This window comes from Streptomyces sp. YIM 121038 (assembly GCF_006088715.1).
Classification (GTDB): Bacteria; Actinomycetota; Actinomycetes; order Streptomycetales; family Streptomycetaceae; genus Streptomyces.
In genome coordinates this window covers 8,452,804-8,472,196 of the sequence record NZ_CP030771.1, presented here as the reverse complement: position 1 = coordinate 8,472,196, position 19,393 = coordinate 8,452,804, and the positions used below count along the sequence as shown (strand labels likewise).

18 protein-coding genes and 2 pseudogenes are annotated in these 19,393 nt (G+C 70.4%); 13 read left to right on the top strand and 7 right to left on the bottom strand.

The features are described 5' to 3' along the window. Positions 1 to 108: 108 nt before the first annotated feature. From C9F11_RS35430 to C9F11_RS35420, 3 genes and pseudogenes are all read right to left on the bottom strand, one after another. The gene (locus C9F11_RS35430) at positions 109 to 1,008 is read right to left on the bottom strand and encodes an NlpC/P60 family protein (protein ID WP_138963426.1); all 900 of its coding nucleotides are present in this window, start codon (positions 1,006 to 1,008) and stop codon (positions 109 to 111) included. A gap of 12 nt (positions 1,009 to 1,020) precedes the next feature. Next, a pseudogene (locus C9F11_RS35425) lies at positions 1,021 to 1,956 on the bottom strand (SPFH domain-containing protein); the annotation flags it as partial. 503 nt (positions 1,957 to 2,459) lie between these two features. After that, positions 2,460 to 3,377 (bottom strand): LysR family transcriptional regulator, encoded by a 918-nt coding sequence (locus tag C9F11_RS35420; RefSeq protein ID WP_171075936.1) that lies wholly within the window; start codon positions 3,375 to 3,377, stop codon positions 2,460 to 2,462. A gap of 424 nt (positions 3,378 to 3,801) precedes the next feature. Here C9F11_RS35420 and C9F11_RS35410 point away from each other — a divergent pair, with 424 nt between their 5' ends. The 6 genes from C9F11_RS35410 (at position 3,802) to C9F11_RS35385 (ending at position 11,117) form a co-directional block, all read left to right on the top strand. Continuing rightward, positions 3,802 to 4,770 carry an ABC transporter permease gene (locus C9F11_RS35410; RefSeq protein WP_138967412.1) on the top strand — a complete coding sequence of 323 codons (969 nt, stop codon included), beginning with the start codon at positions 3,802 to 3,804 and terminating at the stop codon, positions 4,768 to 4,770. A 1-nt stretch (position 4,771) separates the two neighbouring features. Then, a complete protein-coding gene (locus C9F11_RS35405) occupies positions 4,772 to 5,677 on the top strand; it encodes an ABC transporter permease (protein ID WP_138963420.1) in 906 nt (301 codons plus the stop codon). Next, positions 5,674 to 7,935 carry an ABC transporter ATP-binding protein gene (locus C9F11_RS49870; protein WP_138963418.1) on the top strand — a complete coding sequence of 754 codons (2,262 nt, stop codon included), beginning with the start codon at positions 5,674 to 5,676 and terminating at the stop codon, positions 7,933 to 7,935. Before C9F11_RS35405 ends, C9F11_RS49870 begins: the two co-directional genes overlap by 4 nt. Before the next feature lie 94 nt (positions 7,936 to 8,029). Next, a complete protein-coding gene (locus tag C9F11_RS35395) occupies positions 8,030 to 9,712 on the top strand; it encodes an ABC transporter family substrate-binding protein (RefSeq protein ID WP_171075935.1) in 1,683 nt (560 codons plus the stop codon). A 204-nt stretch (positions 9,713 to 9,916) separates the two neighbouring features. Next, the gene (locus C9F11_RS35390) at positions 9,917 to 10,429 is read left to right on the top strand and encodes an RICIN domain-containing protein (RefSeq protein ID WP_138963416.1); all 513 of its coding nucleotides are present in this window, start codon (positions 9,917 to 9,919) and stop codon (positions 10,427 to 10,429) included. 208 nt (positions 10,430 to 10,637) lie between these two features. After that, complete coding sequence (locus tag C9F11_RS35385) at positions 10,638 to 11,117, top strand: VOC family protein (protein WP_138963414.1); 480 nt, start codon at positions 10,638 to 10,640, stop codon at positions 11,115 to 11,117. 88 nt (positions 11,118 to 11,205) lie between these two features. On the opposite strand, the gene C9F11_RS35380 is transcribed toward C9F11_RS35385, so the two are convergent. Next, on the bottom strand, positions 11,206 to 11,691 hold the full coding sequence (locus tag C9F11_RS35380; protein ID WP_138963412.1) for a Dabb family protein: 486 nt from the start codon (positions 11,689 to 11,691) through the stop codon (positions 11,206 to 11,208). Next, positions 11,688 to 12,320 (bottom strand): TetR/AcrR family transcriptional regulator, encoded by a 633-nt coding sequence (locus tag C9F11_RS35375; protein ID WP_138963410.1) that lies wholly within the window; start codon positions 12,318 to 12,320, stop codon positions 11,688 to 11,690. The genes C9F11_RS35380 and C9F11_RS35375 overlap by 4 nt, the downstream gene beginning before the upstream one ends. 141 nt (positions 12,321 to 12,461) lie before the next feature. Here C9F11_RS35375 and C9F11_RS49725 point away from each other — a divergent pair, with 141 nt between their 5' ends. Further along, entirely contained in the window at positions 12,462 to 12,590 is a 129-nt protein-coding gene (locus C9F11_RS49725) for a hypothetical protein (RefSeq protein ID WP_269078109.1), read from the top strand. A 112-nt stretch (positions 12,591 to 12,702) separates the two neighbouring features. Here C9F11_RS49725 and C9F11_RS35370 read toward each other — a convergent pair whose 3' ends face one another. Both C9F11_RS35370 and C9F11_RS35365 read right to left on the bottom strand, forming a co-directional pair. Further along, on the bottom strand, positions 12,703 to 13,032 hold the full coding sequence (locus C9F11_RS35370) for a hypothetical protein (RefSeq protein WP_138963408.1): 330 nt from the start codon (positions 13,030 to 13,032) through the stop codon (positions 12,703 to 12,705). Positions 13,033 to 13,754: 722 nt separating this feature from the next. Next, positions 13,755 to 14,294 carry a hypothetical protein gene (locus C9F11_RS35365; RefSeq protein WP_171075934.1) on the bottom strand — a complete coding sequence of 180 codons (540 nt, stop codon included), beginning with the start codon at positions 14,292 to 14,294 and terminating at the stop codon, positions 13,755 to 13,757. Between the two features lie 208 nt (positions 14,295 to 14,502). Between C9F11_RS35365 and C9F11_RS35360 the strand changes: the two genes are divergently transcribed. The 6 genes and pseudogenes from C9F11_RS35360 to C9F11_RS35330 all read left to right on the top strand — a co-directional run bounded on the left by C9F11_RS35360 (position 14,503) and on the right by C9F11_RS35330 (position 19,382). Then, the gene (locus C9F11_RS35360; RefSeq protein ID WP_138963404.1) at positions 14,503 to 15,108 is read left to right on the top strand and encodes a dihydrofolate reductase family protein; all 606 of its coding nucleotides are present in this window, start codon (positions 14,503 to 14,505) and stop codon (positions 15,106 to 15,108) included. Positions 15,109 to 15,542: 434 nt separating this feature from the next. Continuing rightward, positions 15,543 to 15,779, top strand: coding sequence for a hypothetical protein (locus C9F11_RS35355; RefSeq protein WP_138963401.1), 237 nt, complete (start codon positions 15,543 to 15,545; stop codon positions 15,777 to 15,779). Between the two features lie 294 nt (positions 15,780 to 16,073). Next, positions 16,074 to 16,299: pseudogene (locus tag C9F11_RS48980) on the top strand (YbhB/YbcL family Raf kinase inhibitor-like protein); the annotation flags it as partial. Between the two features lie 830 nt (positions 16,300 to 17,129). Next, positions 17,130 to 17,339 carry an MbtH family NRPS accessory protein gene (locus tag C9F11_RS35345; protein WP_171075933.1) on the top strand — a complete coding sequence of 70 codons (210 nt, stop codon included), beginning with the start codon at positions 17,130 to 17,132 and terminating at the stop codon, positions 17,337 to 17,339. 910 nt (positions 17,340 to 18,249) lie between these two features. Next, positions 18,250 to 18,672: a hypothetical protein gene (locus C9F11_RS35335; protein ID WP_138963397.1), complete on the top strand. Its 423-nt coding sequence runs from the start codon at positions 18,250 to 18,252 to the stop codon at positions 18,670 to 18,672. Then, entirely contained in the window at positions 18,669 to 19,382 is a 714-nt protein-coding gene (locus C9F11_RS35330; RefSeq protein WP_138963395.1) for a hypothetical protein, read from the top strand. Before C9F11_RS35335 ends, C9F11_RS35330 begins: the two co-directional genes overlap by 4 nt. Positions 19,383 to 19,393: the final 11 nt, after the last annotated feature.

Sequence of the window (19,393 nt, the reverse complement as noted above, 5' to 3'; positions counted from 1 at the left end):
GCGACGGCTGGCAGAGCCGAGGCCTCGCCCCGGTGTGGAACTCCGCCCGGGGCGGGGCCGGCCCGCTCCCCCCGTCACCCCGCGGTCAGACGATCCGCGGGAGACGGCCTAACGCACCCGGCCGTACATGGTCGGGTGGTACCGGTCGAAGGACGAGATCCGGACCTGTTTGCCGGGGCGCGGGGCCTCCAGGTACCGGCCGTCGCCCAGGTAGACGGCCACGTGGTGGATGCCGGTCGAGCTGCCGTCGCTGCTCCAGAACACGAGGTCGCCACGGCGCAGGTCGCCGCGCGAGACCGGGGTGGTGGCGCGGTACTGGGCGTCGGCCACCCGGGGCAGGGAGATCCCGGCGGCGCGGTAGGCGGCCATCACCAGGCCGGAGCAGTCCCAGCCGTGCGGGCCGTTGCCGCCCCAGACGTAGGGGTCGCCGAGGTGGGACACGGCGAAGCCGATGGCGGCCTCGGTGCCGTGCCGACGGGGGGTGCCGGAGCCGGGGGAAGCGCCGGAGGGAGCGCCGCCCGAGGTGCCCGCGTACCGCTGGTACTTGCTCTTGTGGCTGGTCCACCACCAGCCGCCGTCGCGCTGGTACCAGTACACGCGGTCGGCGGCGTCCCAGCCCGCGCGGCCGCGGAACGTGGGCTCGGAGAAGGAGGAGGAGGTCCGGCCGGACCGTGAACTCCCCGCTGTCTTAGGGGTGTTACCGGGGCTGGTGGAGTTCGCGACGTGCTTGGCGTACGTGTCGTAGTGGGACGTCCAGCGCCACCAGCCCGTGGCGTCCTTGTACCAGTACCTGGAGCCGTCCCGGCCCGCGTGGCTCGGGGCGGGCTCGGCCGATGCGGTGCCGGTGGCGGCGCCGGCCAGGACGGCCGCGCCGACGGCGGCCACGACGGCTCCGCGCACGGTGCAGCGCTGGTCGGCGCGCGTGAGCGAGGACGTTTCCCCGCCGGCCGCGCAGGCCGCGCAGGCGCAGTCGACGGGCGTCTCCTCGGTGAATTCGGGTGTCCGCACGGAGGATTCCTTTCAGTGAGGGTCCACGGCGTTGCCGCGCGCCGTGTAGAAGGCCACCGTCAAGTCCTTGACCAGGGCCTTGCGTTCGTAGTCGTCGAGCGCGACCAGGCCCCGCCGGGTGAGTCGGCTGACGGTGTCGTCGACGGCGTCGAGCACCGACGTGATCACGCTGTCGCGGTGCTGGGCGTCGATCGCGGCGATCTGCCGGCGCCGCATGGCGGCCGCGATCTCGGGCGCGTACTCGATCCGCGTCGGCCGTGCGGAGAACACCTCGATGCCGACCGCCCGGCACTCGGCCGCCAGGATCCGGCTGAGCGACTCACCGACCGCCTCGGCGTCCCGCAGGGTCTCGGCGGCGTCGTGGAGCCCGCCCCACGCGTCGGTGTCGTCGCCGAGGTCGCCGAACGCATCGGCGGGCAGCTGCGAGACGACCCGCGCGGTCACCGCCTCGACCTGCTCGCGCAGGTACGCCACGTGGTCGTCGACGGCGAACAGCGCCCGCGCGGTGTCCGTGACCCGCCACACCACGAACACCACGACCCGCAGCTCCACCCCCCGCGCGTCGACCGCCGCCATCGGTTCGCTGCGCCAGTGCCGCAGCCGTACATCCACGCGGCGGCGCGGCACCAGCGGGCTGACCCACACCAGGCCGGTGCGCCGGACAGTGCCCCGGTAGCGGCCGAACAGCGACAGCACCCGGGCGGAGCCGACCCGGCCCCGGGTGAGCCCGCCGAGGGCGCACAGCGCGACGACTCCGCAGCCGCCGACGGCGCCCCACTGCCAGACGCCGAGCCCGTCCGGGGACCGCTCGGGCAGCCGCAGCAGCTCGGTCAGCCGTACGGGCACGAGCCCGCCGGACCAGACCAGCACGGCCGCCCCGGCCACCGCGAGGAGCGCGACGAGCACCGCCCACCACCCGGAGCAAGCGAACCCGCGCCGCTCGAAGAGGTCCTTGTCGAGCCGGGGAGGAGGCACGCGCCTCCGGGTCCTGGCGGTGTCGGCCGGTGCGGGGGCCCCGGCGTGCCTGGGCCTCGGCGGTGGCCTCTTCGCCGGTTCGGCGTCCCGGAAGAGGAGGTCCATCGGGATCGTTTCGTGGTACTTCCGCACGACGAACTCGCCGTTCGCCGGGGCCTCGTCACCCGCACCGGCAGTCTTTCCGGTTTCCCCGGTCCTCTCCTCCGGGCGGTTTCCTCTCCCGAATTCCGGCTGTTTCTCGCTGGCTTCGGGTTCCCGTAAAGGCATAACAACCTCCCAGTGCCGCCCCATAGCGCTCCCAGAGCCCTTTGGCGCCATGGCTCTTGAACGTTAACCAATCCGCTCCTGCCCGAATCCAGCGTGCTCAACTGTCGCCGTACGTCCCTCCTTCCGAGGACCTTGGTCCCGAATCGGCAGACATGGGGCGGCGATGGGAGGCGAGCGCCCGAAGAGCCGGTCGCGCATTCCCCCGCGGCTCAACCGACGGGTCGGCTCCCGCGCTGTTCCGCGGCGCGACGGACGAGGATGGCGTGCAGGTCTCGTTCCGCCGTGGGCACCGAGCGTGCGCGGCGTCGGTGGATCATGACGCGGAGCTCGGTGGAGTCGTCCGCCAGCGGACGGCACGTGATCGTGCCGCCGCGTTCCAGCGGGTCGCCAAGCACGCTGTAGTCGGGCAGCACGGTGGCTCCGAGTCCCTCGGCCACCATCAGCTTGCACATCTCGGCGCCGTCGGTCGCGTACGACAGGGAGGGGGCGCTGCCCCCGAGGAGCCGGTGGACGTAGCGGTGCATGGCGTAGCCGGACCGCATCACGATCAACGGCTGGGCCAGGAGGTCGGCGACGGTGACCGCGTTGAGCGCCGCCAGCGGGCTGTCCCGGCGGACGCAGACGACCGGGCGTCCGCGCAGCAGCTCGGTGGTGTGCAGGCCGGGTGGCGGGTCGTCGTCCCGGAGGTAGCTGATCACCCCGAGGTCGAAACTGCCCTCCGTGAGGTGTTGCTGGATGCCGTCCTGCCGATCCGCGATCACTTCCACCTGGGTCGAGGGATGGGTGGCGCCGAACTCACGGATGGCCGGCGCGAGGAGCGTGGCCGTGGCCGCGCTGACCGTGCCAAGGCGCAGTCTGCGGCTGACCTGGTGCTGGCTGTCGGCCGCCTGGCGCAGCCGGTCGACCGCGTGGAGCACTTCGGTGATGTGCGGCAGCAGTTCGCGCCCTTCGTCGCTGATCCTCGCCCCGGAACGCCTGCGTTCCAGGAGCTCCACTCCCAATTCCCGCTCCAGGTTGCGGAGTGTCTCGCTCAGCGCCGGCTGCGACAAGTGCAGTTCCTCCGCGGCACGGCGTAAAGAACCCAGCCGTGTGACTGCTGCCAGGTACTCCAACTGTTCCATGCGCATGGCGAACTACCTCCGGCGCTCATCATAAGCCGCCCAATCCACCAGCCGATGGAGGGGCGAGAGGGTCCCCCGATCACCCCGTCGGGAATTCCTTTATCACCCCGAGCCGCATGTCAGCGCGGACTCCGGCCGCAGCGGAATCCCTGCGGCTTTCCTTCAGTGCGCCTCGCGTCTTACGCGTGATCGTTTTGCTACAGCGACATTGCATTCCGTACGGCAGCATTGCGGCCTCATGGCGAAACCCGCCAAAACCTGGCGGAGCCCGCCCACGGCGCATCAAGCTGACATCCGCCCCCTTTGGTGGCACGTCACCTGCACGCCCAGAGAAAGCTCCACCGCACATGTACTCGACCTGTCTCCCCGGCGCCGTCCCGGCGCGTCCCACGCGTGTGGTGAGGGGGCGGTCCGCACCGTGCGCTATGTGATGCGCAAGGCGGGCGGCTGGCTCTTGATGATCGTGGTCGCGACCAACGCCACGTACTTCCTGGCCAGTTGGTTCCTCGACCCGCGATCGAACTACAAGGACGTCCGCCCCGCCCCCAGCGAGGGCCAGCTCTCCCGGGCCCTCGCCCCGTACAACCTCGACCCCGGAACGCCGCTGGTGCAGCGGTGGTGGAACTGGCTCACCTCGGTGGTCCTCGACTTCGACTGGGGCACGTCACCCACCGGCGTATCCGTCAACGGCGAGGTGGGCTACCGCGCCCTCGTCAGCGCCGAGTTGGTCATCACCGCGACCGTCCTGTCCGTCGTGATCGGCGTCGCGCTGGCCGTCTACACCGCCGCCCGCCAGTACGGTGCGGCCGACCGGATCTCGCAGGCCCTGTCCATCGCGGTGTTCAACGTCCCGACGTCCGTGGCCGCACTCGCCGTCGTCTTCGTCGCCATCTGGCTCAACCAGCACGCGGGGCTCGACTTCCTCTACGTCGCCGGGGAGAGCTCACCCGACGTCGAGGGACTGCTGCCGACGATCGGTGACCGCCTCCTGCATCTGATCCTGCCGACGCTCACCCTGACGCTGATGGGCTACGTGGGCCACCACCTGACGCAGCGTTCGCTGCTGCTCGACACGATCAACGCCGACTTCGTGCGCACGGCCCAGGCCACCGGCCTCACCCGCGCCCAGGCCGTCCGCAGGCACGCGCTGCGGGCCTCGCTGATCCCGACGGCGGCCTCCGTGGCGTTCAGCGTGCCCGCCGTCTTCACCGGAGCCGTCATCACCGAGACGGTCTTCGGCTGGAACGGCATGGGCCGCTACCTCATCGAGACCCTCAGCAAGAACGACGTACACGGCACCGTCGCGACGGCCGCGTTCGCCGCGGTGCTGACCGCGGTCGGCGCGATCCTCGCGGACATCGCCACGGTCTTCCTCGACCCCAGGGTCCGGGTGAACTGACATGGCGACAGCAACCGACACCACCATCGCCGAGCCGCGCGGCGACCTCGGCCGCGGCCGGCTCTATCTGCGGCGCTTCCTGCGCAACCGCCTCGCCGTCGCCGGCGTCGTGATCTTCGCGCTGCTCGTGCTGTTCAGCGCCTTCGGCGACCTGTTCACGTCCTACGCCCACACGGACGCCGACTTCACCGCCCTCACCCAGCCGCCGAGCGACCTGCACTGGTTCGGCACCAACCAGGGCGGCAACGACATCTACGCCTGCGCGGTGCACGGACTGCGGCGCTCACTGGTGATCGCCGTGAGCGTGTCCGTCCTGACGATCGCCGTCGCCGCGGTCATCGGTGCGAGCGCCGCGTACTTCGGCGGCCGGGTGGAGCGGCTGACGCTCGGCGCCATCCACTTCCTGCTGATCGTCCCCTCGTTCCTCATCCTCGCCCTGGTGTCCCACCGGCTGGCCGGTGACTGGCGCGTCCTCATCGTCGTGCTCACCGTCTTCGGCTGGATGTCCACCGCCCGGGTCATCTGGTCCGTCTCGACCTCGCTGCGCGAACGGGACTACGTGACGGCGGCGGAGTTCATGGGCGTGAGTGCGCCGCGCGTCATCCTGCGCCACATCATCCCCAACCTCGGCTCCCTGCTCATCGTCAATCTGACGCTCGGCGTCGTGTCGACCGTGCTCAGCGAGACCGCGCTGTCGTTCCTCGGCTTCGGCGTCCAGACCCCGGACGTCTCCCTCGGCACGATGCTCGCCGACGGGGCGGCCACCCTCACCAGCGCCCCCTGGCTCTTCGCCTTTCCCGCGGGCCTCGTCGTCCTGCTCACCGTCTCGATGACCTTCATCGGCGACGGCCTTCGCGACGCCCTCGACCCCACGTCCGTGACCGGTGCGGCGGGAGGCCGACGATGACCCTCACCACCCCCCTGCGCGACGGGGTCTCCGCCACCGGCGCCACCCCCGTGCTCTCCGTACGGGACCTGCGGGTCTCCTTCCCCTCCGAGGCCGGGCGCGTCGAAGCGGTGCGCGGCGTCAGCTTCGATCTGCTGCCGGGCCGGACCCTCGGCATCGTCGGCGAGTCCGGCTCGGGCAAGTCGGCCACCGCGATGGGCATCATGGGCCTGCTGCCGCCCACCGCCGACCTGCGCGGCCAGGTCCTGCTCGGCGGTCAGGACCTGATCGGCCTCGACGACCGGGCGCTGTCACGGGTGCGGGGCAACTCCATCGGCATGGTCTTCCAGGACCCCCTGTCCGCGCTCACCCCCATCTTCTCCGTGGGCAGGCTGCTCTCCGACGCGCTGCGGGTCCACCAGGACCTGTCCAAGAAGGCGGCCTGGGAGCAGGCCGTGGAGCTGCTCGACCTCGTCGGCATTCCCGACCCCCGCGGGCGGGCCGCGGCCTTCCCCCACGAGTTCTCCGGCGGCATGCGCCAGCGCGTGGTCATCGCCCTGGCGATCGCCAACCGGCCGAGCGTGCTCGTGGCCGACGAACCCACCACCGCGCTCGACGTCACCGTGCAGGCGCAGATCCTCGACGTCCTGCGCCTCGCGCAGCGGGAGACCGGCGCCGGACTCGTCCTGATCACCCATGACCTCGGCGTCGTGGCCGGTCACGCGGACGACGTCGCCGTCATGTACGCGGGCCGCCTCGTGGAGAAGACGGACGTGCACGCGCTGTTCCGCCGGCCGACGATGCCCTACACCGCACGGCTCCTGGCCGCGGTGCCGACCGTCGACAGCGGGGTCCGCCGGCCCTTGGTCCCGATCGGCGGAGAGCCACCCGTCCTGTCGGGCCTGCCGGACGGCTGCCCCTTCGCGAGCCGGTGCGCGGTCGCGCTCGACGCGTGCGGCTCCGAGGAGCCGGAGCTGCGCCCCGTCACGGGGCACGGGGACGTGGCCTGTCTGCGCGCGGCAGAGATAGCCGGGGGCACGCTGGACCCCACCGGGGGTGCCGGCTCCGTGGACCAGCCGGTGGACACCGGGCGCGCCGCAGGGAGCGGCGACGGGAGCGGCGACGTGGTGCTGCGCGTCGAGGACCTCGTCAAGACCTTTCCCGTCACCAAGGGCGCGTTCGTCAAACGCCGGGTGGGCACGCTGCACGCGGTCAACCAGGTCAGTTTCGAGCTGCGTACCGGCGAAACGCTGGGCCTGGTCGGGGAGTCGGGCAGCGGCAAGACGACCACGCTGATGGAGATCCTGCGGCTCAGACGGCCGGAGGGCGGCCGCATCGAGATCGCGGGGAGGGAGGTCGGGGCGACGGCGGGCACCCGTGCCGCTACCAGCGCCCACGGCACCCGTGCCGGTACCTCGGCCGACACCAGCGCCCACCGCACTCCGGCCGATTCCGGCGCCCACGGCCCTCCGGCCGGTTCCGGCGGGCGCGGCACACCAGCCGAGTCCGGCGGGCGCGGCACACCAGCCGGTTCCGGCGGGCGCGGGCGCACCCTGCGGCACGACGTGCAGATCGTCATGCAGGATCCGCTGGGCGCCCTTGACCCGCGCCTGCCCGTCTACCAGCTGCTCGCCGAACCCCTGCGGGCCGTCGGCCGCGACCGCGCCGCGATCCGCTCCCGCGTCCACGAACTGCTGGCGCTCGTCGGCCTCGACACCTCGGTGGGCGACCGCTTCCCGGCCGCGCTGTCGGGAGGCCAGCGCCAGCGCGTCGGCATCGCCCGCGCCCTGGCCACGGACCCGAAGCTGCTCGCCCTCGACGAGCCGCTCTCCGCCCTCGACGTATCGGTACAGGCGGGTGTCATCAACCTGCTGAACCGGCTCAAGCGCGAGCTGGGACTCGCCTACCTCATGGTCGCGCACGACCTCGCCGTGGTCCGCTACGTCTGCGACCGCATCGCGGTCATGTACCTGGGCCACATCGTCGAGACCGGCGATACGGAGACCCTCTTCGCCGACCCCAAGCACCCCTACACCCGGGCGCTCCTCTCGGCGGCCCCCGTTCCCGACCCGCAGCGCGAACGCACCCGCGAACGGATCGTCCTGAGGGGCGAGCAGCCGAGCGCGACGGACCTGCCGCGCGGCTGTGCGTTCATCGACCGCTGCCCCGTGTACCGCCTCGCAGGCGACGACGTCCAGGAGCGCTGCCGCACGGAGCGGCCCGCCGCCCGGCCGGTGCCGGGGCAGCCGGGCCACGCGTACGCCTGCCACGCCGCGTAAGGCGCCCCCTCTTCGGCCCTCTGACGGGCCGACGCCCCACCTTCACTCCACGTCCCACCTCCACGTCACACCTCCACCTCAAGGAACCACCCCCATGCGTGCCAAACTGGCCCTGCCCCTCGCCCTGATAGCCGCCCTCTCGGTCACCGCCACCGCGTGCCAGTCCTCGGCCGGTGACGGCGCCGCCGACTCGGACGCGAGGAACACCCCCTCCGCCGCCTCGGGTGCCGCCGACTACAACCCGACGGCGTACGACAAGCTCAGGGACGGCGGGACCTATACGACGGCGGGCACGTTCGACGACCAGGGCAACCCCTTCAACGTCAATTCCACGCTGGCGGCGACCCGGGTGTGGAGCTGGTACAACGCGAACGCGATCACGTTCTCGCCGACCGGTGACGTGCAGTACAACCCGGACTACTTCAGCGATGTGAAGGTGTCCGTCAAGGGCGGCGACCAGAGGGTCACACTCACCATCAACAAGAAGGCCACCTTCAACGACGGCACACCGATCGACTGGACCGCCATCAAGGCCACGTGGAAGGCCAACAACGGTTCCGACAAGGCCTACGCGGCCGCGACGACGGAGGGCTACGAACAGATCACCAAGGTCACGCGCGGCAAGGACGACAAGCAGGCCGTCATCGCCTTCAAGGGCGTCTACGCCTCCTGGCCGGCCCTCTTCTCCACGTTCCTCCACCCGAAGGCGGCGAAGGTCGACAACTTCAACAAGGCGTACGTGAAGAAGGCGCACCCCGAGTGGGGCGCGGGCCCGTACACCGTCGGCAAGTGGGACACCCACTCGGGCAACGTCACCTTCGTCCGCAACGCGAAGTGGTGGGGCAAGAAGGGCAAGCTCGACAAGCGCACCTACGTGAACCTGGAGTCGGCCGCGGCGGTCAACGCCTTCAAGAACGGTCAGCTCGACTACGTCTCCGCGAGCGACGCCGAGAGCCTGAAGCAGCTGAAGGGGCTCAAGGGCACCGAGATCCGCAGCGGCGGCAGCCCGTTCGTGTACTCGCTCCGCTTCAACACCAAGTCGTCGGTCCTCGGGGACAAGACGGTGCGCAAGGCGATCCAGGAGAGCGTCGACCGCGCTCAGATCGCGAAGATCCAGTTCCAGGGCCTGGACTACAAGGAACCGCTGCCCGGCTCGGTCTTGTTCTACAGCTTCCAGAAGGGCTACGAGGACAACGTCTCGGCCGTCCTCAAGCACAGCCCCGACCAGGCGAAGAAGGAACTCGACGCGGCGGGCTGGAAGCCCGGCAGCGACGGGGTCCGGGAGAAGGGCGGCAAGAAGCTCGAGCTCGGCTACACGCTCCTGGGCGACGAGGCGCTGGGCAAGGCCACCGCCGGCGCCCTCACCGCGATGCTGAAGCCGGTCGGCGTACGCCTCGTCATCAAGAAGGCCGCCGAATCGGACTTCGCCGGCGTCGTCAACGAGCGGAAGTTCGACCTGATCGTCTCGGGCAACCGCTCCATGGACCCGTTCGGGGCTCGCTCCCTGTGCGAGCTCTACTGCTCGGACCGCGAGTCCAACCTCACCGGGGCCGGATCCCCGGCCCTGGACAAGGAGATCCGCGCCACGGCGGACGTCCCTGGCCTGGACGAACAGGGAGCCGCCGCGAACAAGGTCGAGCGGAAGGCCCTCCGGAACTACGCCCTGCTCCCGCTGTTCAGCGGCCCGTCGACGTACAGCGTCAAGAAGGACCTGGCGAACGTGGGCGCGACCATGTTCTACAGCCCGCTGCCGGAGACGGTGGGCTGGAAGAAGTAACCCTCCGGGCCCGCTCCCAGGCTGCTCGCGGCCGTCTCGATGTCTGGTTTCGATGTCTGGTTTCGATGCGCCTCGAAGGGCTTTGAGGAGCGCGTGGGACCACCGCGAGACTCGGCCGCGAACGGGGAAGCTCCCCGGCCCGCAGCGCGGTGCCGGATGCCCCCGGGCCAGCATCCGCACCTGATGTCAGGGAGATGACCTCGCATGAAGCTCAGCAGCTCGTTCACCGTCCGTGCCGGGATCGCCGCGAGCGCCGCCCTCGCGGCGACCGCCGTGCTCGCGGGCCCGGCCCACGCCGGGGTCTCCGGCCAGTACTCGTTCCAGAACGCGGGCACCGGCAAGTGCCTCGACGTGCAGGCCGGTTCGTCGGCGGACAACACCGTCCTCCAGCAGTTCAGCTGTAACGGCAAGGCCCACCAGCGGTTCTCGCTGAACTTCGAGGTGGACAACCCCACGTCCCTGATGAGAGCCGCCCACTCCAACAAGTGCATGCAGGTGTTCAGCACCACGCCCGGAACCAACGTCCTCCAGCGTCCCTGCGACAACGTCTCCGGACAGCGCTGGGAGTTCATCGAACTGGGCAACAACAAGGTCACCATCAAGAACGTCGCGAGCGGCCTGTGCCTCGACGACGGCGCGGCGCCCTCCGGCAGCCGCCGCGAGGTGCGCCAGACGGTCTGCACGGGTGCCGCGACCCAGGTGTGGACCCGCTACTGATCCACCCGCGTGGGTGCGGCCGCCGCTCGCCGGAGGCCGCACCCACGCGCGGCGACAGCGTCCACTCCGGAACCCGGGCGTGACGGCACAGGGGCCGCAGGCCGAACAGTGGTGACCTGAAGATCGAGCCACGCCGCTGACATCCGGCCCGGCGTCGAGGGCGGTGCCCCCCCGGTATCGGCGAGGTCCCTGGCAGGAAGGGAACGCGATGAACCGGCCCCGGCTCGACGGAGTCCACCACTACAAGGTGCCCGTGTCCGACCTCGGCGAGAGCCTGCGATGGTACGCACGGGTCTTCGGCGCGGAACGGCAAGCGCAGTTCGACCACAGGTCATCCGCGGGCGTGCTCTACGCCTACGTCCTCTACGTACCGAAGCTGGGTCTTCTGGAGCTCAGATACGCGCCCCGTACCGCGAAAGCCATCAGCGGTCACGATCCGGTCACGTACGCGGTCCCGACACGGGCCGACCTGCGGGCATGGGTCGGACACCTCGACGCTCTCGGTGTCGAGAACTCCGGCGAGCTGCGAGGGATCATCGGTTGGGTTCTGGTGTTCCGTGACCCCGACGGGCTGGCGGTCCGGCTGTACACCCGCGAGCATCACGCGTTCGACGAGGCCCATGCTGACGTCGATTCGCGGTGGCTGCGGCTCTCCGCCGACGCCGAGGTGGTCGACGCGCAACCATGAGGGGTCACATCCGCCGTCGCGCATCGGGGACGCGATGGGCCGTGACTGTCACCGGCAGTCGCGCCCCTGGCCCGGGCCGTCCGCTGTGTCAGTCGGAGTCGTGGACGGCCTTCGGTCCGACGGCGGGTCGGTCTGCACTGGTAGGGCGGGGAGGACTGGTACGGCTGGTGGGGGTCGGCGCGCTGCTGCCGGTGTAGGAGGGGAGGTCGGCCACCAGCTTGGTGAGGGCCGGGTCACCGGCGTAGCGTCGCGCGTGCAGGTCGGCGATCTTGTGGGCGATGTCGGGGTCGTCGCTGTCGGTGGTGTCGTAGGAGACGAAGGACTCCAGCAGCGGCAGGCCGATCCGGTCGGTGTGGGCGTGTGAGGGTGCCATCAGGTACTCCCAGTAGCCGTCGAGGCCCTCCAGGACGAAGACGGCGCCGTACTCGAACTCGCCGCCGATGTCCCTGCCGACGACGTACCGTACGACCGCGTCGATCGACTCGCCCTGGTTGCGCAGGCTGGCGAGGGCCTCCTCGCGCTGTGGGGCGGTGGCGGTCGTCTTGAAGGTGAAGCGGTTGTGGTGATAGATCATTTCTCTCCCTCGCCGGTCTGCGGGCGGCCCTCGGGGTGCGCGGTCGAAGACGACCAATGGCCAAGCAGCGCCGTCACCGCCTGGTCGGCCAGGCGCAGGGCGCGGTCGAAGCCGACGTCCTCGATCAACCCGATGCTCGCGAGGCCGTGCAGCGTGCCCCACAGCAGGTCGCAGGCGTCCTCGACGCTGGGAAGATCGGCTGCGGTCTCGGCCGCCCAGGCTTCGATCAGCTGCCGGGTGAAGGCGATCACGTCGTCGGCGGCGGTGCGGCGGGTGGAGGCATCGACGTCCGTGCCGGGTGCGCCCGACATGAGCTGGTACAGGCCGGGCCGCGACCGGGCGAACTCCAGGTAGGCGGCCGCCGCCAAGTGCGGGCCCCGTGACGCCGGTTCACCGGCCACCGCGGTCCGCATTCGCTGCGCCAGCTCGCCGTTGACCCGCTCAAGGAGCGTGCGCAGTACGGCGTCCTTGCTCGGAAAGTGCTGGTAGATCACCGGCGCGCTGTAGCCGATCTCGGCAGCGATCCGTCGGACGGTCACCGCCTGCCACCCCTCGGCCTCGGCCATCCGACCCGCCGCCTCCAGGATCTCGGCGAACGTCCGCTGACGTACCTCTTGCCGCTTCCCCACCACGAACCCCTAACACCGTTAGAAAATCTAACGGTGTTAGCTTCTTGTGTGTTCCGGGGCGTGTCAAGCCTGCACGGCCGGAGTCGGCGGGCGCGTCCGCCGGGCGAGGACGTCGTGCGTGTCCCGGGAGGCTCCGCGAACTTGACGGGGTGGGCCTTCGAGGAGGACCTCGGGATCCAGGTCGATGTGGCGTTGGCGGCGCCGCAGGCGACGTATCCGCCGGAGGACTGGGCGGAGTACGACCGGCGGCAGCACAGGCGGCCGGAGTGAGCGGCGACCGTGCCCCCGCAGCCGGTCTGGTCGTAGGGGCATGGTCGTGTTCGGCGTCGAGACCCTTGGGGTCCGCGCGGCGGCGCGGGCCCCAAGGGAACGCGCCCGTCACTCAGTTGAGCCTCTTACCCATTCGTTCGGACGCCTTCTCAGTGTCCTTCGTGTCCCACCACTCAAAAAGATGAGTGCGCATCAAGAACCCGAGGTACTCCACGCGATCAGGGTCGAGGTCGCCACTGACCAGGCTCGCTTCAGGCCCCTTGTATTCAAAGGACACTTCCCACAGTTCCCCTTGGGCCCGAATCTTGAGTTGCACCGAAAGGCGCGGGCATACGTCACGCACCCGCAGTTCCAGAACTTCGATGGCGGAGCCAGGATATTCCTGCTGAATTCCCAGGATCTCCCTGCCCAGCATTTCTTCCACTTGTTCAGAAGTGGCCATAGGCAACCCTTCTAGCATGGCCCCTTAGCGACGCTTGCCGTGTAGTGCACAGAAGCCGTGATGATCCCCTGCGGAGTGATTCCGCCCGGCTTCCCTCCAAGGGGGCCATTATTGTATACCACCTTGAAGTTTTTCCTTGGCTTCGTGGTGCAACCCACACCGGGCTTGTATCGAAGGACGACGCCAGGGCCTACCTCGTAGCCGTTCCAGAGCGTACTGCTTATCTTGCTCTTGAAAGACTTGCTCCACCTGCCGTGGGCGGCTATGTGCCGGAACCCCCACTTGCTGTTTCCACAGCGCAGCGGGACCTTGGAGGGCCCGCGATGGAACGTGTAAGCAATTTTGCTGCTGGGCTGCTTCCCCTTGCACGGCTCAGTCTTCGCCTTCGTAGCTGGCACGGCGCCATCGGGCGTGTGGATCTGCGCATTGGCTGACGGCATGCTCAGCGAAATACTGACTGCCCCTATGGCAGCGACACAAGAAATTGCGATCCTCCGGTTGAGCTGCACCCGATTTAACCCTTCTTCCGGATCAACTGACGGGCCCCTGATCGAAGACGTCCCGTCACCATCGGAGCCTAGGCGAATTCCCAATCCAAGGTCCACACGGAAATTCCGATACAGCGAGAGGGTCAACCTTTCATCGCCCCGTCACCTCCTTGACCGTTTCAGAAAGGTCTCGAAGACGGCTCCCTCTGGCCAGGGTTCATCGCTCTGCCACCCCTACGTGCGGGGAGAAGAAACATACTGCGCGTACGACGACTTCTCGGACTGGAAGCGCAACGGGAAAAACATGGCTCGCGCTCCCGGCTCCGCGGTCCTGTGCCATGGCCAGAACTGGAATACGTATCCTTCGATGCCTTCGACGGGCCGCTGCCGGGCCCACTCAGCAACTGCATCCACTCCGCCCGGCAGCGCGGGTAGCGCCCCGCCCTCGGCGAGGCGGTGTGTCTGGCGACGTACATCACGCTCCTGCGCGGCCGTGATCGCCGCGCATGCGGGGTGATCGAGCAGCCAGCGTATGCCCGCTGCCCGGCTCCCCTTGTCGAAGTCCAGCTGCACGAGGACAGCCGCGGAGTCGGCGACGAACAGCTCCTCGGCAGCGGTAGGCAGCGCCGGTGCCGAACCGCCCGGTCTCGGCCGGCAGGAGTCGAAGACGATCTCGCCGCTCAGGCCGCGCTGGAGGAGGCGCTTCGCCCAGCCCGCCGGGTATCCGGCGACACGGGCCTCGTCCGGGTCGTACGGACTCGGCCCTGGCACCATCCGTACGCGGAGGCGAGCCGCCCTTGCCCTCTCCGCGCGCGGAAAGGGCACCCGCACGCCCTCCGAAGGCCGGCCCGGGGCGATGGACCAAGCGGCTCGGCCCGCTGCTGCCGTTTTCGGCGACTTCCCGAACTCCACAGCGCGTGGCCGATGAGTTTGCGGCTTCCGGCCGGTCCAAGCTCGTGACACCTCAGGAAAGGACACTGCCATGTCGGAGCTTCTCGTCGACTTCATCACTTCCCTCGACGGTCACGCATCGGGAGAGGGATGGCCCGGGTTCTGGGGCCTGGAGGGCCCGGAGTACCTCGCATGGCTCGGGAAGCAGCCCGAGGTCACCTATCTGATGGGAGCGAACACCTACCGCCTGATGTCGGGCTTCGCCGCGGGCGAGGTCCCCAGCGGCCAGGACGAGTTCAGGCCCGAGGAAGAGGCGTCCGTGGACGAGCTCACGCAAGCGTCCAAGGTGGTGTTCTCCTCCTCCATCGAGGAGCCGCTGACGTGGGCCAACTCCACGCTCGTGCGCGGCGACGCCGTCGAGGCGGTCCGCGCCATGAAGTCGGGCGGCTCGGGGCTCCTCAGCACGATCGGCAGCCTCAGCCTGTGCCGGTCCCTGCTGCGGGCCGGACTCGTCGACCGCTTCCGGGTCGTGATGTTCCCGGTGATCACCGGGGCCACGGGCGAAGAACGCATCTACGACGGCTACCCGGACGTCGCCCTGGAGATGACCGAGCACCGCACCTTCGACGGCCGCATCCAGCTCGTCGAGTACAAGCCCCGCGTGCTCGAGCACCCACCGCTCCACACCCCCGCGTGACCTCACCCCGCCCGCCGGTCGCGTCGCCTTCCTCCGCTTCCCTGAGCGCGGGCACGGCGTCTACGCCTCGCGGGAAGGCGTCCAGGCTCCGCCGCGCGGGCTGGACGCAGGGCGCGCTTCCCGGCGCCCGGGCCGACCGCGCCGGCCCGGCAGACGATCACCGCCCCATGGCCCTGACGTCCCCGGCCGCGCCGGTCCCCGACGCCGCCGAGATCCTGCGCGCGCCTGGAGGACGGCGCAGCGCAGGGGGTGGCGTTCGTCGAGGTCCAGGGGCGGGCGGTGGCCGCCTTCGCGTCGGCCACGTGGGCGGCCGAGTGGATCACACCCGGGACATCCCCCCGTGCTCGCTGAACAGATACAGCCACCACAGGTGTGGTCGGTGAGCCCGGCGCAGCCTTTGCATCCACATTCGAACATGCGATCTAATCGTATCCATGGACCGGCACCCCTTTCCCACTGACCTCCTGAAGGCCCAGGAAGCCTGGTACGTCACCTACCAGCACCTGGCCGACGTGCCGACGAGCGGCGCGGCCGCGCACCGGCGCCGACTGCTGCAGCTGTCCCGCCTGATCGCAGCCCACCCCTACTGGCAGACCCCGTACGGCACCCCCGCAGCCCGCGTCGCGCTCAAGGAACAGGCCCGCGCCCAGGCCGCGAAGGCGCGGCCGTGAAGCTCACCGACCCCCAGGTACGCATCCTGCGCGGCCCCCGCGAGTGGGTGGCCACCTACGGGGAGGCACCCTCGGGCTCTTGATGGACCTCACGTCTCTCGCGGGCGGCGTGCCCTGGGAGAGCATGACGCCACCGGCCCCGGGCCCCGTACGTCAACAAGCTCTACGCCCGAGGCGCGTCAGGCGTCCTTCGCGGTCCTTCGCGGGTTCGTGGTGAGGGTGGCCGGTCAGTCCGGCCGCGGTCTGGGTGAGGTGTCGGGCCAGCGCCTCGGCCCCGGTGTCGGCGTCGCGGGGCAACTGTCCTGGAGCGGCGCCCCGGAAAGGCGCCAGGGGCTACGCCGTGACCGTCTACGACCCCGACGCCCCCACCGGGTCCGGGTTCTGGCGCTGGGCGATCGCCGACATCCCCGCCACCGTCACCGAACCGCCCGAGGGTGGCGACGACACCGGCTCGGGCCTGCCCGACGGCGCCTTCCAGCTGCCCGACGACGCCCGCGCAGCCCGCTTCATCGGCGCCGCAACCGCCTGCCGGGCCCTCCGTCCCGACTCCCCACTGATGCGCACCCTGCGGCACGCCGGAGTGCGACCCGGCGAGATCGTAAGGGAGGGTGACCCTCGTTGATTCAGCGGAACGTGTACATGAGCTGGCCTCACACATGACGGCTAGTCAGTTCCTCAAGGCCTGAAGGGACTTCGTCGAGTACGAGAGCGTTCTGGGCAGCGCTCGTCATTCGGGCCGACGAGGGCGACGACCAGCTCCAGCAGAATCAGGAACAGCAGCATGAGGGCTGCCCCGCAGTGCGTCAGGGCGGCCGCCTTGCCGATCGTGGCGAGCTCGCGGAACAGGCCAACGACCGCGCGGGCGAAGGGAGACCGGGGCGGGGGCCAGCGTCTCCCTCGCAGCCTGAGCACACACCCGTTCCTCTCCCGGCCGGCCGGGCCCCGATGCCCGACACGGCGCCGCAGAGGGCTTGCGTACCGGAGGGCACACACCCGTACGCGGTGATTAGGGACCAAGGTCCCCAGGGGAGGGACTTTCGGCCGCAGCCGCTCAGGCCTGGATCTAGGAAAGATCAAAACATTCAAGCATCAATCGTCAAGCCGTCAAGAGGCCCTCGGGGGAAGCGTTTTGCATGCCGCTGAGAGGGAGCCGCGCCCCTACCGCAAACCGCCGTCAGCGAGGAGCGGCCGGAGGCCGAGGCAGCAACCCGCCCGGCAGGGACAATCACCCAGGGCAGCACGGCGGCTGGCGCGGGTGAGGAGTCCAGGAGTCCGCGATGGTCGGTTCCTTGGCCGTCCGGTTCGGCCTCCCCGCATCTGATGCCCATACGCTCACGACAGGAGCCCACTGTGCCGACCGCAACCGGACCCGCGCCCATCTACAAGGTCGTCCTCAACAACGAGGGGAGGTACGCGATCCGGCCGTCCGTTCGGGACCTCCCTCCGGTCTGGACCGACGCCGGAAAGAGCGGCGGGAAGACGGAGTGCCTCGTGTTCGTCTGGAACTCCACCCGAAGCCGCCGGGACCGAGCCGCGCTGCCGGGGCCGCGCGCTACATGACCCTCCCCACCTCCTCCGGGCACTTCTGTGCCGCTACAGCGAGGAGCCCGGCATCGTCGTGAGCACTCCCACCGCCGGACACGCCCACCAGGGTTAGTGCGTCGTAAGGGCACAGCGTCGTGCCGTCGGGTGCCCGTCCGCTGGTCTTGGACGTCTGCTGGTCCTGGGCATCTGCAGGTCTTGGACATCCGCTGGTCTTGGAGGTCGACCGCGCGCAAACACCCGTCGGGGTCCGCCCCCGACAGGGTGACGGAGGCGGCCGCGTCCAGCACGCGCAGCACCACCTGCCTGTACCCGGCGTCCGCCCCGCGGAGTCCCGGGAGGTCGGCGCGTCCTCGGGGAACGCCGCATCGAACGCCTCGGTGATGCCAGGCTTCCCAGTGACCTCGCGGAGCACCGGCGCGGCCCGGTTCAGCTCGAGCTGGTTCTCCCCCTCGAGGGCCAGCCGCGCCAGGTAGGCACGCACGCTCCCCCCACCCGCCGCAGCGATCGCTGCGAACCGATCCCCGGTCGCGGAGTCAACCTTCATCGTCGTGTCACTCATGCCCCCGCGAATCCACCCAGGTACCGCCACGGATATCCCTCCTGCGCAATGCCCCATGCCCAGGCGAAGCCCCGTCCGAACGCACCCCACCGCAAGCAGATCCCCCCATGGTGTCCGCAGCGCGAGGCGGGCCACGTCGACGCTGCCGCACATCTCGCCACCGCTCACGCCCCCCACAGAGCGAAACCCCCAGTCCTCCCGGCGGCAGGGGCGCCGAGCGAGCCGTGGAACAGACCGGCCACGCGTGGGAAGCACCCTCACCAGAGCCTCCAGGAGCCACCCGACGCCACACGCCAGGCCCGCCTGGCAACACCCCCCCACCGCCTGGTTCAGCCCGGCGCCCCCCACACTGACGAGGCCCCCCACATGCCCCACCGCCATCACGCCCTCGCCTTCCGCGCCGGCGCCTGCGCCCTCCTCGGCATGACCGCGGCCGCCGCCACCAGCCCGTACTGGCCCGCCGCGTTGGGCACGACGGGCGGAGCCCTGGCCCTCGCCTGGTGCGCCCGCTGCGAGGCCGTCGCCGACCGCCGAGGCCGCGTCGACGCACAGCGCGAACGCCTCGCCGCGCGGCCCGCGCCGCCGCCCCCGCTCACCCCCTGCCGCCTCCTCCGGCCCCTGGCCGACAGCAGCGACCACGGCGTCGCCTGCGCCCCCGGCCGCGCCCATGCCACCGACACCGACCGCGGCTGGGCCGACCTCAACACCGCCTGCTGCCTTCGGTCATGGGAATCCCGCGGCGCCGAACACGACACCACGCACTGCACGAAGAAGGACCAGGCCGCATGACCGAGCGCATCCGCCTCGACGACCTCACCGACGACGCCCTCGACAGGCTGCGCGAGCGCCTCATCGCCGCCGAGGACGCCGTCGCCCGCGTGGGGACGCTCCGCGACGTCTGGGGCGAGGCACCCGGCCCGCTCGCCCGCGCCCTGGCCGCCGACCTCACGACCACGCTCCGAGCCCCGGAACCTGGGCCCCGGCTCCGCCCTCAACTCGAGGCAGCCATCGGCTCGATCTTCCACGAGCACCCCGAGCACCACCGCATCGACGAGCACGAGCACGTCCGCGACGCCCTCACCACAGCCGTCCTCGACGTCGTCCTCCCGCACGGCGGACTCCTCAGCACGCGCACCCGCGTGCAGCACCTGGAGAACCTCCACGAGGAGAGCGCCCGCAGGTACACAGCGGCCCTCGCCCGCGTCGACGAGCTGCTCGCCGAGAACGCGGAACTCGTCCGGCAGCGCGCCCTCCTCATCGAGTCCCACACCGAGCAGCGCGCCGTGATCGAGCGCGTTCGGGCCGCCCTCCGCAACCCAGGCGCCCTCGGCTGGCGGCAACGCATCCGTGTCGCCCTCGCCGGTACGCCGTGTGATGCGGGGAGCAACACCCCCAACGCGCTCGGCACCGAGCAGTGCGGCCCGATCGCCGGGCACACGGGCCGCCAGGCCGACGACACCCTCACTCGGCCCACTGCCCCGGCCAAGGAGCAGCCGTGAAACCCATCCGC

Coding starts and splice junctions, on each gene's coding strand:
- C9F11_RS35420 (WP_171075936.1), bottom strand. CDS start 3,377: ATGCGCATGGAACAGTTGGAGTACCTGGCAGCAGTCACACGGCTGGGT.
- C9F11_RS35410 (WP_138967412.1), top strand. CDS start 3,802: ATGCGCAAGGCGGGCGGCTGGCTCTTGATGATCGTGGTCGCGACCAAC.
- C9F11_RS35405 (WP_138963420.1), top strand. CDS start 4,772: ATGGCGACAGCAACCGACACCACCATCGCCGAGCCGCGCGGCGACCTC.
- C9F11_RS49870 (WP_138963418.1), top strand. CDS start 5,674: ATGACCCTCACCACCCCCCTGCGCGACGGGGTCTCCGCCACCGGCGCC.
- C9F11_RS35395 (WP_171075935.1), top strand. CDS start 8,030: ATGCGTGCCAAACTGGCCCTGCCCCTCGCCCTGATAGCCGCCCTCTCG.
- C9F11_RS35390 (WP_138963416.1), top strand. CDS start 9,917: ATGAAGCTCAGCAGCTCGTTCACCGTCCGTGCCGGGATCGCCGCGAGC.
- C9F11_RS35385 (WP_138963414.1), top strand. CDS start 10,638: ATGAACCGGCCCCGGCTCGACGGAGTCCACCACTACAAGGTGCCCGTG.
- C9F11_RS35380 (WP_138963412.1), bottom strand. CDS start 11,691: ATGATCTATCACCACAACCGCTTCACCTTCAAGACGACCGCCACCGCC.
- C9F11_RS35370 (WP_138963408.1), bottom strand. CDS start 13,032: ATGGCCACTTCTGAACAAGTGGAAGAAATGCTGGGCAGGGAGATCCTG.
- C9F11_RS35365 (WP_171075934.1), bottom strand. CDS start 14,294: ATGGTGCCAGGGCCGAGTCCGTACGACCCGGACGAGGCCCGTGTCGCC.
- C9F11_RS35360 (WP_138963404.1), top strand. CDS start 14,503: ATGTCGGAGCTTCTCGTCGACTTCATCACTTCCCTCGACGGTCACGCA.
- C9F11_RS35355 (WP_138963401.1), top strand. CDS start 15,543: ATGGACCGGCACCCCTTTCCCACTGACCTCCTGAAGGCCCAGGAAGCC.
- C9F11_RS35335 (WP_138963397.1), top strand. CDS start 18,250: ATGCCCCACCGCCATCACGCCCTCGCCTTCCGCGCCGGCGCCTGCGCC.
- C9F11_RS35330 (WP_138963395.1), top strand. CDS start 18,669: ATGACCGAGCGCATCCGCCTCGACGACCTCACCGACGACGCCCTCGAC.